Raw genomic sequence first — 17,013 nt, 5'->3', positions numbered from 1 at the left:
ATCTCAGCCGCTGAAGGCGAACTTCTCGTTCCACCGGGCCACGATGTCGCGGCCACGGCTCCGGGCGTCCTCCGGGGTGTAGACCACGAAGCCCGGGTCGTCGGCCTTCGGCAGCTGGTAGTGACCGGTCGGAACCTGATCGATATCGGTGCGGGCGTCCACGAAACCCTGTGCCGCCGCGAACTCCTGGCCGGAGCGGGACATGGTCCAGTTCATGAAGAGCCGCGCCGCCGGGTTGTCCGCACCCGCCCGAGTCAGTCCCTGCATGTTGAAGGTGCCCGAGACCCCCTTCTCCGGAACCACCAGCTCGATGGGGGCTCCTGCCTCCTCGGCACCGTAGGTGCTGTTGAAACCGACCGTGGCCACCTCGATCTCGCCCCGGGCCAGCGCCTCGAGCTGGACCGAGGTGGTATCGAAGACCCGCGGCTCCTGACTTGCCAAACCGTCCCAGTAGTCAGCGCCCAGAACACGCTCCTGGAAATCCGCGAGGCCCTGCACGGTGCCACCGGCACCGGCGTTCACCACACCCAGCTTGCCCTCCCATTTCGAGTCGAGCAGGTCCTCCCAGCGGGCGGGGGCGTCGGCCGCGTCGACCGCCAGGTCGTTGTAGGCGAACGCGTAGGCCGAGTAGTAGACGGTGTAGTACTGGCCCTGGTTCCAGACCACGTCGCCCATATCGAGCAGCTTGTCGTAGGTGGGAGTCCGGTAGGGAGCGAAGACGCCCGCCGCGGAGAAGCCTTCGGCGAGAATTGGATCGGTGATGGTGACCACCCCGGCCGACAGGCGGCCGGCGCCGTGTTCGCTGAGTACCCGCTCGTTGAGCTTGCCCGACGGCAGCCGCGTCATGTTCACATGCACTCCGGTCTCGGCCTCGAACCGGGCCGCGGTGAGCCCGGCACTCTCCGCCCCCGACGCCGTATACCAGTTGAGCGACTGTCCGCGGGCCGCCGCCAGGAGTTCGGCGTCGGCGATCTTCTCGCCGTGGATGACGAGCCCGTCGCGGTCGTCGATCTGAGGCATCGGCAGCATCGCCGCGGCGACGGCCACATCGTCGGGCCGGCCCGCGCCACCGCCGCAGGCGGCGAGCGAGGCACTGAGGAGCACAGTGATTGCCGCGGCGCCCCATCGGGTGAACTTCATTGTTCTGGTTCCTTCTCGAAACGATGTCGCCGGTTCGTCACTGACGGGCCAGGCGGCGGGGAATATAGGACAGGACGAACATGAAGGCCGTGTAGATCACGCTCATCGCGGCTGCCTGCCGCAGGGCACCACCGTTTTCGAACGCGTCGTAGATGGCGATCGAGAGGATCTCGGTCTGGCTGGTGTAGAGGAACAGCGGCACGGTGAGCTCTCGCATGCTGAGCATCAGGAGCAACAGGAATGTGGACAGCAGGCCCACTTTCATCAGCGGCACCGTGATCCGGGTGACCGCCCGGGCACGGCCCGCACCGAGCATGACCGCGCTGTCCTCGAGGTCGCGATCGGTGGCCATGATGGATGACGCCACACCGCGGAAGCCCTGCGGCGCCTGGACCGCCAGGAACGCCACGACCAGCACCGCGAGTGTCCCGTAGAGCGGTACCGGCAGCACCAGCCAGGTCCACAGCAGCCCCATGCCGAGAACCACCGCGGGAATGGCCAGCGGCATCATCGAAACCGTCTCGACCAGGGTCCGCCCGGACGCCTTCGACCGATAGACCACGTAGCCGCAGAGGAATGCCAGGACCGTGCCCGCGACAGCGGCGAAAACACTGACGACCGCGCTGTTGAACGCCGCCGACCGGAACCCGGACGATCCCAGGACCTCACCGAAGGAGCTGAAATCCAGCCCGCCGGACGCGGTCAGCTGGCTCATGGATGTCAGATAGGGCGAGGTCTGGCCGGCGGCGACCAGCAGCGCCAGGATCGGCAGGACGATCGAGAGACCGAAGAAACCGAGGGTCAGCAGGAACAGCGGGATACGTGCCCGGCCCAGAGCGAACTTCTTCTGCCGCACACCTTTACCGGTGACGGTGGTGAAGGAGCGTTTGCGCAGCGCCCGGTTCTGCAGCCAGGTCACCAGGACGACGATCGTTACCAGCACCACCGCGATCGCGGCACTCTCGTTACCCCGTGACGGAGTCGCGTTGAGCAGCCGGAAGATGAAGGTGGGCAAGGTGTCGACCCCGCCGGGCGTCCCCAGCACCTGGGCGACCGGGAAATTCTCGAAGATCAGCGTGAAGGTGAGGATCGCCGAACCGATCAGCGCCGGCAGCGCGAGCGGGAAGGAGACCCGGCTCAGCATCCGGCGTGGTGTCGCGCCGTGGATACGGGCGGCCTCCTCGAGGTCCGGGCTCATCATCGACATCGCGCCGTGGACCAGCAGGAAGGTGTACGGCGAGTAGTACATGGCGAAGACGAAGATCATCCCGGGCAGCGAGTAGATATCGAACGGCACCGACCATCCGATATCGCGCTGGGTGATATTGAGGAGACCGGCGACCGGGCTCCCCAGAATCGACCAGGCCAGGGCACCCACATAGGACGGCAGGAACAGCGGCATCAGGCCGATCAGATAAACGAACTTCGGCATCGGAATATCCGAGCGGGCCGCGAGGAAGGCCAGGCCGCCCCCGATCAGGCAGGCGAGCACGGTGGCACTCACCGCCAGGACGATCGAGTTGACGAAGGCCTCCTGCACCTGCGGTGCGGAGAAGATACCGAAATTGTCCAGCGTCAGGTCGAAGCTGATGTTCCCCGGCCGCGGCACACTCGTACTCAGAGCGGCGAGCAGGACCAGCGCGGCGGGCAGCAGAATCAGTACCGCGAGCACCACCAGCAGCGTGCCCGAGGGCAGCCACCGCTTCCGCCACGGCAGGGTCGAGCGGCCGGAAGGCGAAGGCTTGCGCGCCGGAGGCACCGGCGCCTCGGGCGCGGAGGTCATGAGGGCCATATCAGGATTCCTCTCCGGGAGTGCGCACCTCACCGGGCAGCACCCGGACATGTTTGGGATCGACCTCGACCATGACGCGGTCGTCCTTGCGGAGCAGACCGGCCGCCTCCTCATGGCTCTGTACCTCGATCACCGGACCGGCGTCGAGCCGGACCGAGCACCGGGCGAACGACCCCTGGAAGACGCTGATCTCGACCTTCCCGAGCCAGGTGTTCGGCCGCTGCCCCGGCTCCCGGCCGTCGGCCGAGTCGAGGCGCACATGCTCGGGGCGCAGGCACACGCTCAGGTCGCCGGTATCGTCCGGTAGCTCGGTACCGAAGGCGATCTCCAGATCGTGCTCCCGGAGCCGGAGCCGGTCGGACCGCTGCGCAGGCGGCCGGACCGGGAAGATATTGGAGACACCGAGAAATGCGGCGATGGAAGCCGACGCGGGCGCCCGGTAGGTGTCCCACGGGTCGGCCAGCTGGGAGATCCGGCCGTCCTGCATGATCGCGATCCGATCCGCCAGCGCCAGCGCCTCACCCTGGTCATGGGTGACATAGATACAGGTGAGGCCGAGTTCCAGCTGGAGCCGGCGCAGTTCGACCCGCAGGTCCTCACGCAACCGGGCGTCCAGGTTGGAGAGGGGTTCGTCGAGCAGCATCACCGCCGGCTCCATCGCGAGACTGCGGGCCAGCGCGACCCGCTGCATCTGCCCGCCGGACAGCATGCTCGCGCCGCGCTCGGCGAGATGCGCCAGTCCGACCAGCTCGAGGGTCTCCAGTGCCTTGGCCCGCCGTTCGGCCTTCGGACGCTTCTTCATCTCGAGTGGGAAGGCCACATTGTCGAGCACGGTCATATGGGGCCATACGGCGTAGGACTGGAAAACCAGGCCGACATTGCGCTTGTTCGGGGCGAGATTGACCTTGCGCCCGGCGTCGAAGACCTTCGTGCCGCCGATGGTGATCGTGCCGCCGCTGGGATCTTCCAGGCCCGCGACGCAGCGCATGGTGCTGGTTTTGCCGCACCCGGACTGCCCGAGCAGCACCAGGGACTCACCGTCCTGGATGTGTAGGTCGAGATGACTGACGGCGGTGAACTCGCCGAAGGTGAGCGAGAGGTCGTCGATGCGCACGTCCATGGTGATCACTGGCTCCTGCGGGGATGGAATCTGGGGCAGAATCGCCGGCCGGCGGCGGGCCGGGGGCGGAAGCTGGGTTCGAGCACGATCGGTCTCACTTCTCCTGGGACAGACGGACGAGCGCGTCGAGGGCGACCACGCCCCGGCCGCGCGGCTGCACCGCGACGGGGTTGATCTCCGCCTCGACCACATCGGGTCGTTCCCGCGCCAACTGGGAAACGCGCACCACGGCCTCCACCAGGGCGTCGAGATCGCCTTCGGGGCCGCCACGGAAACCACGAGCGATCGCCGTCGCCTTGACCTCCTCGACCATCTCGCGCGCCTGCTCCACGGTGACCGGCGCCAATCGCAGCGACGAATCCTCGTAGATCTCGGTGTAGACGCCGCCCGCGGCCAGCAGGACCAGAGGTCCGACGGCCGGACTCACCCGGTAGCCGACCAGCGCTTCGAACACCGTCTCCTCGACCATCTCCTGCACGAGGAACCGGTCGAGGGTCACCGTAGCGTCGTAGGCCTCGACACCGGCCACAATGGCCGAAATCGCGTCCCGCAACCCCGCCCGATCCCGGACCCCCAGAACCACCGCCCCGGCCTCGGACTTGTGCGGCAACCGCTCGGAGAGCGCCTTGACCACCACCGGGAATCGCGGTTCGGTCTCGGGTACACCGTCCGTACCGCACGTAGTCGTCATCGGGAAACGCACACCGAGGGATGCGAGGACCTCGGCCGAGGATGCCTCGTCGAGGGCACGACCACCCGCCGGGAGTTCGGTCCGCCGGCCACGAAGGATCGCCGGGTCCACCGGTCGGCGGCCCAGGGTCGCAGCCACGGCCTGCGCGCACGCCTCCGCGGTACGGAACGCCGGAACACCCGCCTCGTGCAGACGCCGGACCGATTCCAGCGCGTCCGGAAGAGCCCAGGCCGCGACCGGGACCGGGCCCTCGGCGTGTTCGGCGATCGCGCTCACCGCGAGCTCGGGGTTGAGCCGCGCCGAGGAGCCGATGACGAAGAGCACGAGGTCGAACTCGCCACTGGCCCGCAGCACCTGCAGCGATCCGTCGACCAGATCGTGCCGGGTGCCGGCGAGTGTGAGGTCGACGATCAGGTTCTCGGCCACGTCGAGTCCCAGTTCGGCGAGCCGGTCGAAAACCGTGCGACTCGGCCGGGTGACCGTGACGCCCAGGGTCTCCAGCTGGTCCACCAGGATCGCCGCGCCACCCCCGGTGGAGGTGATGACGGCGACGCGGTGCCCGTCCGCCGCGGTGGGCGGGCCCACCCGACGCTGGAGCGCCTCGGTCTCGAACAGCGCCTCGAAGTTGTCGACCCGGGCGAACCCGCAGGCCCGGAAGAACGCGTCGGCCTCGTCGTCCTCGCCGGAGAGAGCACCCGTATGGGAGACCGCGAGTGCGGCGGCGGCGTCGCTGCGCCCGAGTTTGTAGACGGTGACGGGTTTCCGGCGGGCTGCGGCCTCGACCGCGAAGGCGCCGAGGGCCGCCGCGTTCTCCAGCGACTCCATGAAGAGGGTGTACGAGCCGACCTCGGGATCGTCGAGGGTCGCCGCACAGATCTCCCCGAGCGTCAGGTCGACCTCGGAACCGGTGGAGACGAACCCGGAGAAACCCAGGCCGCGGGCCTTTGCCCGGGTCATCAGCGCGCCGATGACACTGCCGGACTGGGAGGCCACGAAAGACGACCCGGCCGGAATACCTTCCTCGGCGAAGGCCGCGTTGGCCGTGAGCATCAACCCGTTGCGCGGGTTGACCACGCCGATGCTGTTGGGACCGATCACGCGCACGCCGTATTCCGCGGCCACCGCCAGCAGTTCACGCAGTCGCTCGGCGCCCTCGGCGGATTCGCCGAAGCCGCCGGACAGCACGGTGACGAGCGGGACGCCCGCCCGGCCACAGTCCCGGACCGCCGGCACGACCAGCCGGGTGTCGGCCACGATGAAAACGTGGTCGGGCACCTCCGGGAGGGAGGCGATATCGGCCCAGGCCCGCTCGCCGAGCACTGTCTCCCGGCGCGGGTTGACCGGGTAGACGTTGCCGGTGAAGCCCTGCCGGCGCAGGAACCGCAGGGGTCGTGCGGTGGTTTTGCGGATGTCGTCGGACGCGCCGATGATCGCCACGGAGCGCGGGGCCAGCATGGCCCGGCCGAGGTCCGCCCCCTCCGGCAATCGCGCCGCGACCGGCTGGTCGGTCAGCTGAGTCATGACTGCTTCCTCACGTACTGGTCGACACGGGCGATGACATCGAGGGACTCGAACGCCCACAGGTCGGCGGCCAGCTCCTCGGCGGCCTCGGCCCCGAGCACGGGCGCGGCGAGGCGGACGAATTTGGCCGTCATCTCGTCGTCGGTCACCGGGTTGCCGGGTTCGCCGTAGGGCAGATCCACCCGGTGCGATACGACCCGTCCGTCGTTCAGCCGCAGCTCCACCGAGGCCGGACGCAACCGCGGGTACTCCCGGTCCGACTGCTCGTCGGCCAGCACCTCGACGCGGGTGGCGAAATCGCGAATCCGGGGATCCCGGCGTGCCTGGTCGCCGAACTCGGTGAGGCCGACCTCGTCGTGGGCCAGCGCGGTGGCGAGCGCGAACGGGATGCTCATCTGGGCGTCGAGGAGGGAGTCCACGACGGTCGCCGCGTGGTGGGAAGCGACCGTATAGGTCCGCACGGTCGCTCCGGCGACGTCGTCGAGGCCGATCCCGTGCTCGGTGCGCAACGCCAGCACCGCGTCGAGCGGACCGTGCAGGTGCCGGCACGACGGGTAGGGCTTGACGTAGGAATTCAGGACCACCCAGTCGCGACCCAGCCCGTCGAGCAGGACGCCGGCGTCGAAACCACCGGCGGCGAACGCGTCCACATAACCGTGCGGCGTCTCCAGGATGGAGCGCGGACCGGTGACCCCGGCCGCCGCGAGCTCTACCGAGGCGATGGCGTCACGGGCGGCCTTTCCCGGGTGCACCCGCTTCACCTCGGCCGATTTGCCGAGGAAGGCGAAGAGGCCGCCGGCGTGCGAGGCGGCGATACCGAGGGCGTCGTGGACGCGGCCGGCGTCCAGCCCGTGCAGCACGGCGACCCCGCAGGTGGCTCCGATGACACCCGCCAGCGGCGTGTTGTGGAAATGGTTGCGCCAGGTCGTCGGATGGCCGGCGGCGGCGAGTCGCGATATCGCCTCGAGCGCCACTGCCAGGGCCCGCGTGGTGGTCGCGGTATCGCTGCCCAGCGCCTGCGCCGCCGCGAGCACCGCCGGGAAACCGACGCTGCTGGGGTGTACGGAACCCGGTGTGTAGCCGTCGTCCACCTCGAGGCTGTGGCAGCTGGTCCCGTTGAGCAGTGCGGCGCCCGGCGCGGAGACCCGGCCCAGTCCGACCGCGGTGGCCCGGTCCCCGCCGTAGGTCGCCGCGACGTGACCGGCGACCGCGCGCGCGACGCCGGTGGCCGATCCGGGCACCACGGCCGCCATATAGTCGACCAGCAGGCGCCGGACATGATGTTCGACAGCCGCGGGCAGTTCGGCGGTGGCGGAATCTACCACCCAGGCGACGAGGGCATCGGTGGCCCCGTCCAAGGGGGTCACTGTCCGTGCCCGTTCGGTTGTGCTCATCGGGCCACCGCCGCACCGGCGCGCTGATCGAAGCGACGCCCGAAGATCGACTGGGCGATGGTGTTCTTCAGGACCTCGACCGAGCCGCCCGCGATCATCCAGCCGCGCGTACGCCGGACGATGTACTCCAGCGGGAACTCCTGGGAGTAGCCGCTCGCACCGAAAACCTGCACGGCGTCATTGGCGACGGCGAAGGCGGTGCGGTTGGCGTGCAGTTTCGCGATCGCCGCCTCGGTCGAATCCGGGGTACCGGCGTCGGCATTGGCCACGGCGCGCATCAGCAGCATCTTCGCGGCGTCCAGCTCGACCTTCATATCGGCGAATTTCCACTGCAGACCCTGGAACTCGCAGAGGTTCTTCCCGAACTGGGTACGTACCGACGCGTGCTCGACCGCCATGTCGTACGCCTTCTCGGCGAGTGCGAGCGCCCGCGACGCGTTACCCATCCGCTCCACCCCGAAGACGGAGAGCATCTTCTTCAGCGCCCCGCTGTCGGCCAGGACGTATTCCTTGGGCACCTTGCACTCGTCGAAGAACAGCTGGCAGTGCGATTCCCCCGACATGTGGTACTCCCGCTTGCCCCGGCTGAACCCCGGCGAATCGAACGGGACCAGCACCGCCCCGATATCCCGGGAGCTCGGGCCGAAGCGGCACCAGACCACCGAATGCGTGGCATCCGGCCCGTGCGAGTTCCAGCATTTCTGGCCGTTGAGCACGACGTGGTCGCCCTCGAACCGCGCGCTGGTACGCAGATCGGTCAGCGCGCTCCCGGCCTCCGGTTCGCTCATCCCAGCCGTCACCAGTGCTTTCCCGGCGAGGAATTGTGGGAGCACCTCGGCCTTCACGTAGTCGGACCCGAAATTGGCCACCTGGCGGATGGCACCGAAATTGCTCGCCTGCAGCGCGTCGGCGCTGTGCGGGCAGACCTTGGTGATCGCCATCATCACAAGGACGGCATCCAGCAGTGACGCACCCTGTCCCCCGAGTTCGACGGGCAGCGTGAGGCCGGTGAGATCGTTCTCGGCCAGTACTTCGAGGCTGTCCCAGGCGAACTCGGTGCGGGTGAAAGCGCGTTCGCCGAACTCGCGCTGGGCGAGTTTGGTCACCGACTCCACGAGGGCGTTCTGTTCGGGGGTGAGGCTGAAATCCATCTAGGGGGTTCCTATCGTCTCTCTCGTTACGGTCGGAGTGCGGCAGTGCAGCGGTCGAGGGCGGCCGCCAGAGAAGTGGTGTCGAGTTCGGGCAACCGGTCGGCCAGCTGCCGGATCTCGGCGGCCGCGCGGGCGGGGTCGTCGTGCGAGGCGACCCGCAGGCAGGAGTCGGCCTTGCGCGCGACTACCTGCCAGGTCGTGCCTTCGGCGCCGGGCATCGGCGCCTCGGCGACGGCGAGGGAGCCGTCGGTCGTCCGGAGCTCGACGCGCGCGCCGGACATCACCGAGCTCTCCGGTAGGTCCTGTTCGACGGTGATCCGGGCGGTCGCGGCAGCGATATCGGGGCTACCGAGGTCGTCGCCGTGCAGGGTGGTCAGGTCGTAGCGTCCGGTGACCCAGAGCGCCGCGAGCTGCCACGGGATGGAGAATTGCGCGTCCACCAGTGGTGTGCCGCGGTCCCGGTAAGGCCGGGCGACCAGCGAATACGCCGGCCCTTCCGGTACATGCACCCGCACCTGCTCCACCTCGTTCCAGCGCGGATGCCGCTCACGCAGGTTCTCCGCGGCGGCGAGTGCGGCATGGGTGTAGCGGCACGCGGGGTAGGGCTTCAGCGCGACCCAGCGGCCTTCGAAGTCGCCCGAGAAGAGGTCGTCCCAGCACACACCGGAGCCCGGTGCGATCCCGTACTCACCCGAGAGCCACCCGCCCGGTCCCTCTACGCCCTGGGCGGCCAGGGCGGCGGCGGTGATACCGAACTGCGCCGAGAGTCCGGGCTGGATCCGCTTGGCGACCGAACCGTCGACCACGGCCTGACGGGTGCCGGGCGCCAGCGCCGCACCCAGCGAGAGCGCGACAGCGTGCTCCACCCGGTCGTCGGGAAGCCCCCAGACGGTGGCGGCGGCCGCCGCGGCCGCGAGGGAGCCGAGACCCGCGGTGCGGATCACGCCGGGCCGGGGGCCGGTCACCCGGGCCAGCCGGGAGAGAAGGTGGACGCCGGTGACCAGTCCGTCCGCGACGGTCGCACCGGTCGCGCCGGCGGTGGCCGCGGCCGCCAGCACGGTGGGCACCACGACGCTCGCGGTATGCACCACCGCTTCGTCGTGCGTGTCGTCGAAATCCCAGGCGTGGATGAGTGTGGAGGTCGCCGCCACAGCCGTCGGGGCGGAAAGCCGCAGGTCGGTCCACGGGACCCGGACCTCGCCACCGCCCACCGCGCGGAGGCCGGCGAGGACGCGCCGGGCGTCCCGCGACGCCGTACCCGCCGCGGCGAGTGCGAGAGCGTCGACGAGCAGCAGCCGAAGCTGTTCGCGGTCGCGTTCGGCCAGCTCTGTCCATCGCCGGTTGCGGACTTCGGCCACCGGTACCTCCTGAAGCGTTGCGATCTGTGTCACGTGAGCTCAGTCACGTGAGCCAGGTCATAACCCTGACAGAGGAACGGATGTTGGTCAATATGTTCTATAGAATCTTTTTTCTGATCTATCGAATATTTCGTGCTAATCTGAGGCCCCAGCCGGCCGGCGATACGCCGCGCGCTGGGCGCGAGACGACCGAGTCCGATCAGGAGCCGACCGCATTGACCCAGACCAACGCACCCCTGCCGCAGAGCCGCACGGCCTACGTGCTGGAACGCCTGCGGGCCGATATGGATTCAGGCGTCATCAACCCGGGCGATCAGCTCCGCCAGACCGCCATCGCCAAGCGATACGGCGTGAGCCCCACCCCCGTACGTGAGGCGCTCCGGATCCTCGCCGCCGACGGCGCCGTCGACTACACGAGCCACCGGGGCGCCACCGTCCGCGATTTCACACCACAGATGGCCCAGGATCTCTACCGGATGCGTGCCGAACTCGAGGGTCTCGCCTGCGAGATCGCCGCCGAACGGATGACCGACGAAGGCTTTCAGGCGGTCCTGCGAGCCAACGAGGCCCTGGTGAGCGCGACGGCCGCCGGGGAGGATCCCGCCCGGCTCTCCATACTCAACCGCGAGCTGCACTTCTCCATCTACGCCTCCACCTCGGCCGCGGTGGTCGATTCGGTCCGGCACCTGTGGGAGCGGTTCACCCCGTCGGTCACTCTGTGGGGCGTCAAATCCTTCTGCCACGCGCTGGACCAGGATCACGACCTGATCCTGGCGGCGCTCGAGCGACGCGACGGGCCCGCTGCCCGCTCCGCCATGCGCGACCACGTCCTGCACGCCTGGGAACTGCGCCAGACCGATACGGACCTCCGAGCCGAAGGAGCCGAAGGCGCTTCGGCGGCCACCGAGTCCGAACGCTGACCCTGTCTTGTTACGCCCGACCTGGTTCCTTGCCGTCACGGCCGCCTCGCTCCTGTCCCATACCGTCCTCAGTGGCGTCCGCACGCTGATCTCCTACCGGGTCCTGGCACTGGGCGGAGACGGACTCGCCGTGGGCATCGTCACCGCGGCGTTCGCCCTCCTGCCGCTGCTCGTCGCGCTGCGGATCGGACGCGCCGTCGACCGCGGCCTGGCAGTACCGGCTCTCCGACTGGGCCTGACCCTCACCGTGGCCGCTGTCGCACTCGCGGCCGTGAGCTCCGAGGTGTTCATGCTCGGGGTGGCCAGTGCACTGCTGGGACTCGCCCAGATGCTGCACACCGTGGCCTGCCAGAGCATGGTGGCGCTCTGGTCCGCACCCGAGGAGATGGACCCGCGCTTCGGCCATCTCACCCTTAGCGTCTCCGTCGGGCAGCTCCTCGGCTTCCCGATCGCCGGTCTGGTGGCCACCCTGACCACACCCGACTCGGGTTCCGTCAGTACCGGCCCCGCGCTGCTGGTGATGGCCGCGATCGCCCTCGCGGCCGTACCCTTCGCGTTTCTGTTCGCGCCCGGCGACTCCACCCGGGTCAGCCGCTCCGACGCGGCCGGCGGGCAGCAGTCCACCTTCCGGCTGCTCGCCACGCCGGGGATGAAACCGGCGATCTACTCCAGCCTGACCGTGCTCACGGCCATGGATCTCCTGATGGCGTATATGCCCGTCCTGGGTGAGGAAATGGGGCTCAGCGTCGCCACGGTCACCGCCCTGCTCACCGCACGGACCGTCACCTCCGTCCTCTCCCGCGCGACCATGCCGATACTGCTCCGGCGCGTGCCGCGACGGTGGCTGCTCGTATCCGCCACCCTCGCCTCGGGGGTGCCGATGGCGCTCGTCCCGTTCACTTCGGCAGTGGTCCCGCTCATGCTCGCCATGCTGCTGATGGGGTTCTTCTGGGGTGTCGGCCAGCCGCTCACCATGTCCTGGGTGACCCTGATCGCCGATTCCCGCAACCGGGCCGCCGCGCTCGCCGTCCGGCTGGCCGGCAACCGGATCGGCCAGGTCACGGTGCCGGTGGTCGCCGGTAGCCTCTCCGGCTTGATCGGGGTCGGCGCCATCTTCCATGCCAGCGGTCTGCTGCTGATCTCGTCCGGACTGCTGACCCACTCGGTCACCCGCGAAGTATGGCCGGACGGCGGATGAACAATTCGTGCCCCACAGCTGCTGACAACGAAGGAGATCCGCAGTGCACCAGCACTCCCCCCGGCGGCGACGCACGGTTCTCGTCGCGCCCGGCTCCGATGAACGGAAGGCACGCAAGGCGCTGGCATCGGCCGCGGACGAGGTAATCCTCGACCTCGAGGACGCGGTGACCCCTGCGGACAAGAAACCGGCGCGAGATCTGGTGCGGCGACTGCTGCGCGAGACGCCGCGGGCGAACGGTCTCGTATCGGTGCGCGTCAACGGGCTGACCACCCCCTGGGCGCGTGACGACCTCGCCGCCTGCGCCGGGCTACCCGCACTCGCGAGCATCGTGCTGCCCAAAACCGAATCGGCCCAGGACCTGATACGTGTCGATCGCGCTCTGGCCGGAACCGGAATCGGCGTGCAGGCACTCGTCGAAACTCCGCTCGGGATACAGAATCTCGACGAGATCGCCACCGCTTCCCGGCTCGAGGCCGTGATCATCGGTTACGCCGACCTCGGTGCGGCACTGGGCCGGTCACGATCCGCGAGACCGGAGCATTGGCTGGCAATCCAGGACCGCGTGCTCATCGCTGCCCGCGCGGCGGGTATCGCCGCGATCGACGGCCCGCATCTCGGTATCGCCGCCGACGAACAGTTCCGGCAGGCGTGTGAGTGGACGGCCACGCTCGGCTTCGACGGCAAATGGGTGATCCACCCCGGGCAGGTCGAAATGACGATGCAGGCCTTCACTCCCACCGAAAGCGCGGTACAAGAGGCCAGGCGGGTCCTCGACGCACTCGCCGAGGCCCACGCACACGGCACCGGGGCTGTCCAACTGGATGGGCAGATGCTCGACGAAGCGGTCGCCGTCGCGGCACGCCGAGTCCTCGCGCAGGTCGGTGAGCAGTAGGTCGCCGATGTAGACCACCTGGGCAGGGCGGTCCCGCCGCGGGTATGTGAACTAGCGGTGCTGCTGGGTGACCTCCGGCGGGAGCGGCTCGCTCATCACGACACCGGAACCGGTCCAGGTGTAGGTGATCGCCGGGGCCGCCCTGGGGTGCGGCGTACCGCTCCGTCGCCGCGATGATCGTGCTGTTCCTCGAATCACTGCGACCGGCCCCGAGGCCCACCGATCGTGACCGAGCCGGGTTGAACGACAGGTGACGAGCGCCGGTTCGGTGCCCCGGTACTCACAGCTGATGTGTCCGAACTCTCGGTTCTCGCGTCGCGTTCATGAGTAGCGTCTCGGGTATGGACAATGAGGGGCCCAGCCGGACAGCGCTCGCGACTGCCTACGCCCGTGCCTATCATCAAATCGCCGATCGGCCGAGGATTCTCACCGATCCGCTGGCGGCACGTCTACTGGGTGTCACAGCGGATGAGCTGGCCGAATTGGGCCGGCCCGCGGCGGATCCTCCCGGTAGCGATGCCGGCCCGGGAATCCTGCGGCTGGCTGTCGGTGATCGGCCGCGCCGCCTGTTCTTCGCCGCTCGTGCCCGTTTCGCCGAGGATCGTGTGGCCGAGGCCGTCGCCGCCGGCGTGCGCCAGGTCGTGATCCTCGGCGCCGGCCTGGACACTTTCGCCTACCGCAACCCATATCCTGACCTGCGTGTATTCGAGGTCGACCATCCCGCGACCCAAGCGTGGAAACACCAACGCCTCACCGCATCCGGTATCGACCTGCCCGATCGATTGACTTTCGTGCCGGTCGACTTCGAAACCGACACACTGGCCACACGCTTGGCGGCCGCCGGATTCGACCGGTCCGAACCGGCCGTATTCGTGTGGCTCGGTGTCGTCTTCTACCTGACTCAGGACGCCGTTCGCAACACCCTCGAATACATCGCCGGCCAATCCGAGCCAGTCGAGGTGGTCTTCGACTACCTGCAAACGGGTGACACCGACGAGGATCGTGCACGGCTGCGGGCGCGCGCGACCCGAGGGGCGGCTGTCGGCGAACCCTGGTTCAGCTTCTTCACTCCTGACGAGATCGCCGCACAGTTGCGCGCACTCGGCTTCACCGACATCGAGGACCTTCCAGCCACGGACCTCATCACCGGGTATCTCGACGGATCCGCGGAATTCGAGGGCGAACCACTCCAGGCACTGCGTGCCAGCCGCATGCTACGGGCGAGCAGCTGAGAATCCCGCAAATAATTCGAGGGAGGCCAGAACGGGGCGTCACGCGCAGGCGGTAGCCGGTAGGACCGAGCCGGGCGGGCGGTGCAAGAGGACATGATCGACCAAGGGCTTCACCCATGACACCCGAGGCACAAAACAGCAGCTCAGAGGTGAAAACTCGAGCTAGCGTCCGGCCAGACCGGACGCCACCGGTATTGCCTCCTGCTCGTGAACCGACTCCGCGAGCGTCACGCCGGCCGAACGGAGGCCGGGCAACGGCGAATACGGCGTGCGGTGCGGTTCACCGATCGCGGATATGGCGACATTCCAGCCGAACGGAATCAGGTGGACGCGTTCCCCGTATTCCTCCAGTCGCTCGGCGAAATTCGACAGCACGTCGAGGGTGTCCGCGACGTGGGTGAGGATGTCCAGCTCATCGGGGGCCGGCGTGTCCCGCACACCCGGGGTGAGGAAGTGCGGGGTGCCGACGAGAACGATATCGGCCGCATCACTCGCCACACGCAGGTACCGGATCGCGTGCACGGCTTCGTCGGTCAACGGCTGGTCGCCCGGCTCGACGACCATCCGCAACACCATGCAATCGACGAACGTCGACCACGTCCCCACGGCCACGGGTTCGTCAACAACGGCGCACGGGCCGGGGGACACCAGCATGTATTCGAAGCAGGGCCAACAACTTCCGGTGAGCCTCATCCAGGTACCTCCGCTACCGGGGTCGAATCATTGTTTCGCCGACGCGTCGCGGGCGGCGACGCCGCAGAGGGTGTACCCGAAGACGAACGGCTCCTCCGAACCGTCGTTGAACCACGCGTGGGGTGTGCCGTTCTGGATCACACAATCGCCCGCCCGCAGCGCGACATCGACCCCGTCACCGAGGCGCATTCGGCCTCGACCGCTGACCACGAAGACGAAATCGACGCTGTCGGTGCGGTGCATGCCGGGGGCCGCGGGGTCGAACGCCGCCATCATCCCGGGCAGCTTCGCCTCCGCTTCCTCGGCGACGACGGCCATCTCTTCCTCGCTCAGATCACCGTCGGGCTCGTAGGTCAACCCGGGAGGTACGGAGATGAATCCGAAACGCACCCCGCCGGGTCCGGGGAAATAGCTCGTATCGGTTCGTGGCGGCATCTTGTCGACCGGCAGATCGGGTAACGCATCGAGCTCCCACACCCGATGCATCTCGGCACCGGGCAGCAACGCCATGGTGAGCGGCTCTATGTCCTCCTCCGCCAGTACCCGCCCATGTCCGTTCCCGTCGTCGCCGACCACGATTCTGCGCATGTGACTCCTCATTACGTCCACAACCAGCCAATTCGGGTCGGCACCGACCGCAACTCGCCGATCCGGGCACCCGATGTTCGGACTGTAACCACCGTGCTCGCGCACTCACTTGTCTCGAAACGCACGAGCCTTGTCCGAGCGCGCAGAACTCGCGAGGCCGCGGTGCGCAACGGGGTGTGATCGGCGGCGTTCGCGCCGTAGACTGCTGAACTCGAGATGGTGCCCCAGGCCACCGAAGATCGCCGAGCCGGGAGACGGTATTCATGGACCAACCAGCTGCTGCCGATTCGGCCACGACAAACGCGGTGGCTCCACGCGAGCGCGCCGACTACTGGACCCATCTGATCAACATGTACCACTGCCGGCTGGGCTACCGGTTCGCCGATCGCACCGATTTCCGCGGGCACACACGACTACGACGGACGAACGCATACCAGCTGGTCAGCTGGGAATCGGACGCCGTAACCTACCTGCGCGACCAGAAGCTCATCCGCGCCGACCCCGACGACGACTATCGGCTGATCGTCCCGTTCGCCGGGCGGCTGACGTTCGGCTCCGAGGAAGCTCGAGGCGAGTTGCTCACCGGCACGATGTGCCTGATGGCCATCGACCAGCCGTTCTCGGTTTCGATGTCGGACAGCTCGCGCGGGGTGATCATCACCATTCCGCGGGCGGAGCTGCGGCATCGTCTCAACCGAGCCGCGCCACCCACCGGCCCGCTCGATCTCACGAAGGGGCTCGGGCGCGTGACGGCCGGGCTGATCGGCGGTATGTATACCGAATCCGCCGAACTCACCGACCGCCAGTTCGACAGCGTCTCGGAGCGGCTGGTGGATCTGCTGTGCATGCAGATTCTCGGCGAACCGCCGACCTCCCCCACCCAGCTCACCGCCATCGCGACGGCCGCACGCCGTTACATCCAGAACCATGCCGCCGACCCTGACCTCACCGGCACCCGCGTAGCCGCGGCCCTCGGCTGGTCACTGCGTCAAATCCAACTGGCGTTGCGTGCAACAGGAACCACCCCGAGCGAAATCATCCGCGAAGAACGCCTCCAACTGGCCCGCGACCGCCTCCGCAGCCCCGCCTACCAGCGATCCAGCATCGCCGATATCGCCTCGGACCTCGGTTTCGGCTCCGCCAGCAGCTTCAACAAGGCCTTTCGCCGCCGCTTCGACGCGACCCCGAGCCAGCTTCGCGAAGCACCGCTCGAATCACCGCGATCGGGACCCGGAATTCCGCCGATCATCACCGGCGCGGGCTGAACCCCGCGACCCTCGACCCGGCGAATCCCGCCGGGTCGAGGGCTCCCGATCGGAA

14 protein-coding genes are annotated in these 17,013 nt (G+C 68.4%); 5 read left to right on the top strand and 9 right to left on the bottom strand.

Annotation, left to right across the window (positions count from 1 at the left end):
- Positions 1-3: 3 nt before the first annotated feature.
- From ABZ827_RS08975 to ABZ827_RS08945, 7 genes are all read right to left on the bottom strand, one after another.
- On the bottom strand, positions 4-1,140 hold the full coding sequence (locus ABZ827_RS08975) for an extracellular solute-binding protein (protein WP_357234781.1): 1,137 nt from the start codon (positions 1,138-1,140) through the stop codon (positions 4-6).
- 37 nt (positions 1,141-1,177) lie between these two features.
- Complete coding sequence (locus tag ABZ827_RS08970) at positions 1,178-2,932, bottom strand: iron ABC transporter permease (protein WP_357234779.1); 1,755 nt, start codon at positions 2,930-2,932, stop codon at positions 1,178-1,180.
- Between the two features lies 1 nt (position 2,933).
- Positions 2,934-4,052, bottom strand: a complete 1,119-nt coding sequence (locus tag ABZ827_RS08965) for an ABC transporter ATP-binding protein (RefSeq protein ID WP_357235891.1) — start codon at positions 4,050-4,052, stop codon at positions 2,934-2,936.
- 94 nt (positions 4,053-4,146) lie between these two features.
- A complete protein-coding gene (locus tag ABZ827_RS08960) occupies positions 4,147-6,264 on the bottom strand; it encodes an acetate--CoA ligase family protein (protein ID WP_357234776.1) in 2,118 nt (705 codons plus the stop codon).
- Positions 6,261-7,658 (bottom strand): MmgE/PrpD family protein, encoded by a 1,398-nt coding sequence (locus ABZ827_RS08955; protein WP_357234773.1) that lies wholly within the window; start codon positions 7,656-7,658, stop codon positions 6,261-6,263. Before ABZ827_RS08955 ends, ABZ827_RS08960 begins: the two co-directional genes overlap by 4 nt.
- Positions 7,655-8,809 (bottom strand): acyl-CoA dehydrogenase family protein, encoded by a 1,155-nt coding sequence (locus ABZ827_RS08950; protein ID WP_357234770.1) that lies wholly within the window; start codon positions 8,807-8,809, stop codon positions 7,655-7,657. The genes ABZ827_RS08955 and ABZ827_RS08950 overlap by 4 nt, the downstream gene beginning before the upstream one ends.
- Positions 8,810-8,835: 26 nt before the next feature.
- Positions 8,836-10,200, bottom strand: a complete 1,365-nt coding sequence (locus ABZ827_RS08945; protein ID WP_357234767.1) for an MmgE/PrpD family protein — start codon at positions 10,198-10,200, stop codon at positions 8,836-8,838.
- Between the two features lie 182 nt (positions 10,201-10,382).
- On the opposite strand from ABZ827_RS08945, the gene ABZ827_RS08940 reads away from it, so the two are divergent.
- From ABZ827_RS08940 to ABZ827_RS08925, 4 genes are all read left to right on the top strand, one after another.
- Positions 10,383-11,087, top strand: coding sequence for a GntR family transcriptional regulator (locus tag ABZ827_RS08940; RefSeq protein WP_357234764.1), 705 nt, complete (start codon positions 10,383-10,385; stop codon positions 11,085-11,087).
- Positions 11,088-11,094: 7 nt separating this feature from the next.
- Positions 11,095-12,285: an MFS transporter gene (locus ABZ827_RS08935; RefSeq protein ID WP_357234761.1), complete on the top strand. Its 1,191-nt coding sequence runs from the start codon at positions 11,095-11,097 to the stop codon at positions 12,283-12,285.
- Positions 12,286-12,328: 43 nt separating this feature from the next.
- A complete protein-coding gene (locus tag ABZ827_RS08930) occupies positions 12,329-13,180 on the top strand; it encodes a CoA ester lyase (protein ID WP_357234759.1) in 852 nt (283 codons plus the stop codon).
- A 341-nt stretch (positions 13,181-13,521) separates the two neighbouring features.
- Positions 13,522-14,412, top strand: coding sequence for a class I SAM-dependent methyltransferase (locus tag ABZ827_RS08925; protein ID WP_357235889.1), 891 nt, complete (start codon positions 13,522-13,524; stop codon positions 14,410-14,412).
- Between the two features lie 162 nt (positions 14,413-14,574).
- Here ABZ827_RS08925 and ABZ827_RS08920 read toward each other — a convergent pair whose 3' ends face one another.
- Together ABZ827_RS08920 and ABZ827_RS08915 are read right to left on the bottom strand one after the other, a co-directional pair.
- Entirely contained in the window at positions 14,575-15,024 is a 450-nt protein-coding gene (locus ABZ827_RS08920) for a hypothetical protein (RefSeq protein ID WP_357234756.1), read from the bottom strand.
- A 108-nt stretch (positions 15,025-15,132) separates the two neighbouring features.
- Positions 15,133-15,693 (bottom strand): cupin domain-containing protein, encoded by a 561-nt coding sequence (locus tag ABZ827_RS08915; protein ID WP_357234754.1) that lies wholly within the window; start codon positions 15,691-15,693, stop codon positions 15,133-15,135.
- Between the two features lie 263 nt (positions 15,694-15,956).
- Here ABZ827_RS08915 and ABZ827_RS08910 point away from each other — a divergent pair, with 263 nt between their 5' ends.
- The gene (locus tag ABZ827_RS08910; RefSeq protein ID WP_357234752.1) at positions 15,957-16,958 is read left to right on the top strand and encodes an AraC family transcriptional regulator; all 1,002 of its coding nucleotides are present in this window, start codon (positions 15,957-15,959) and stop codon (positions 16,956-16,958) included.
- Positions 16,959-17,013: the final 55 nt, after the last annotated feature.

The sequence above is a fragment of the Nocardia sp. NPDC019395 genome (assembly GCF_040632335.1).
Taxonomy (GTDB): Bacteria; Actinomycetota; Actinomycetes; order Mycobacteriales; family Mycobacteriaceae; genus Nocardia.
The sequence above is the reverse complement of the archived record's forward strand: the minus strand, read 5'-3'. Positions and strand labels throughout refer to the sequence as shown.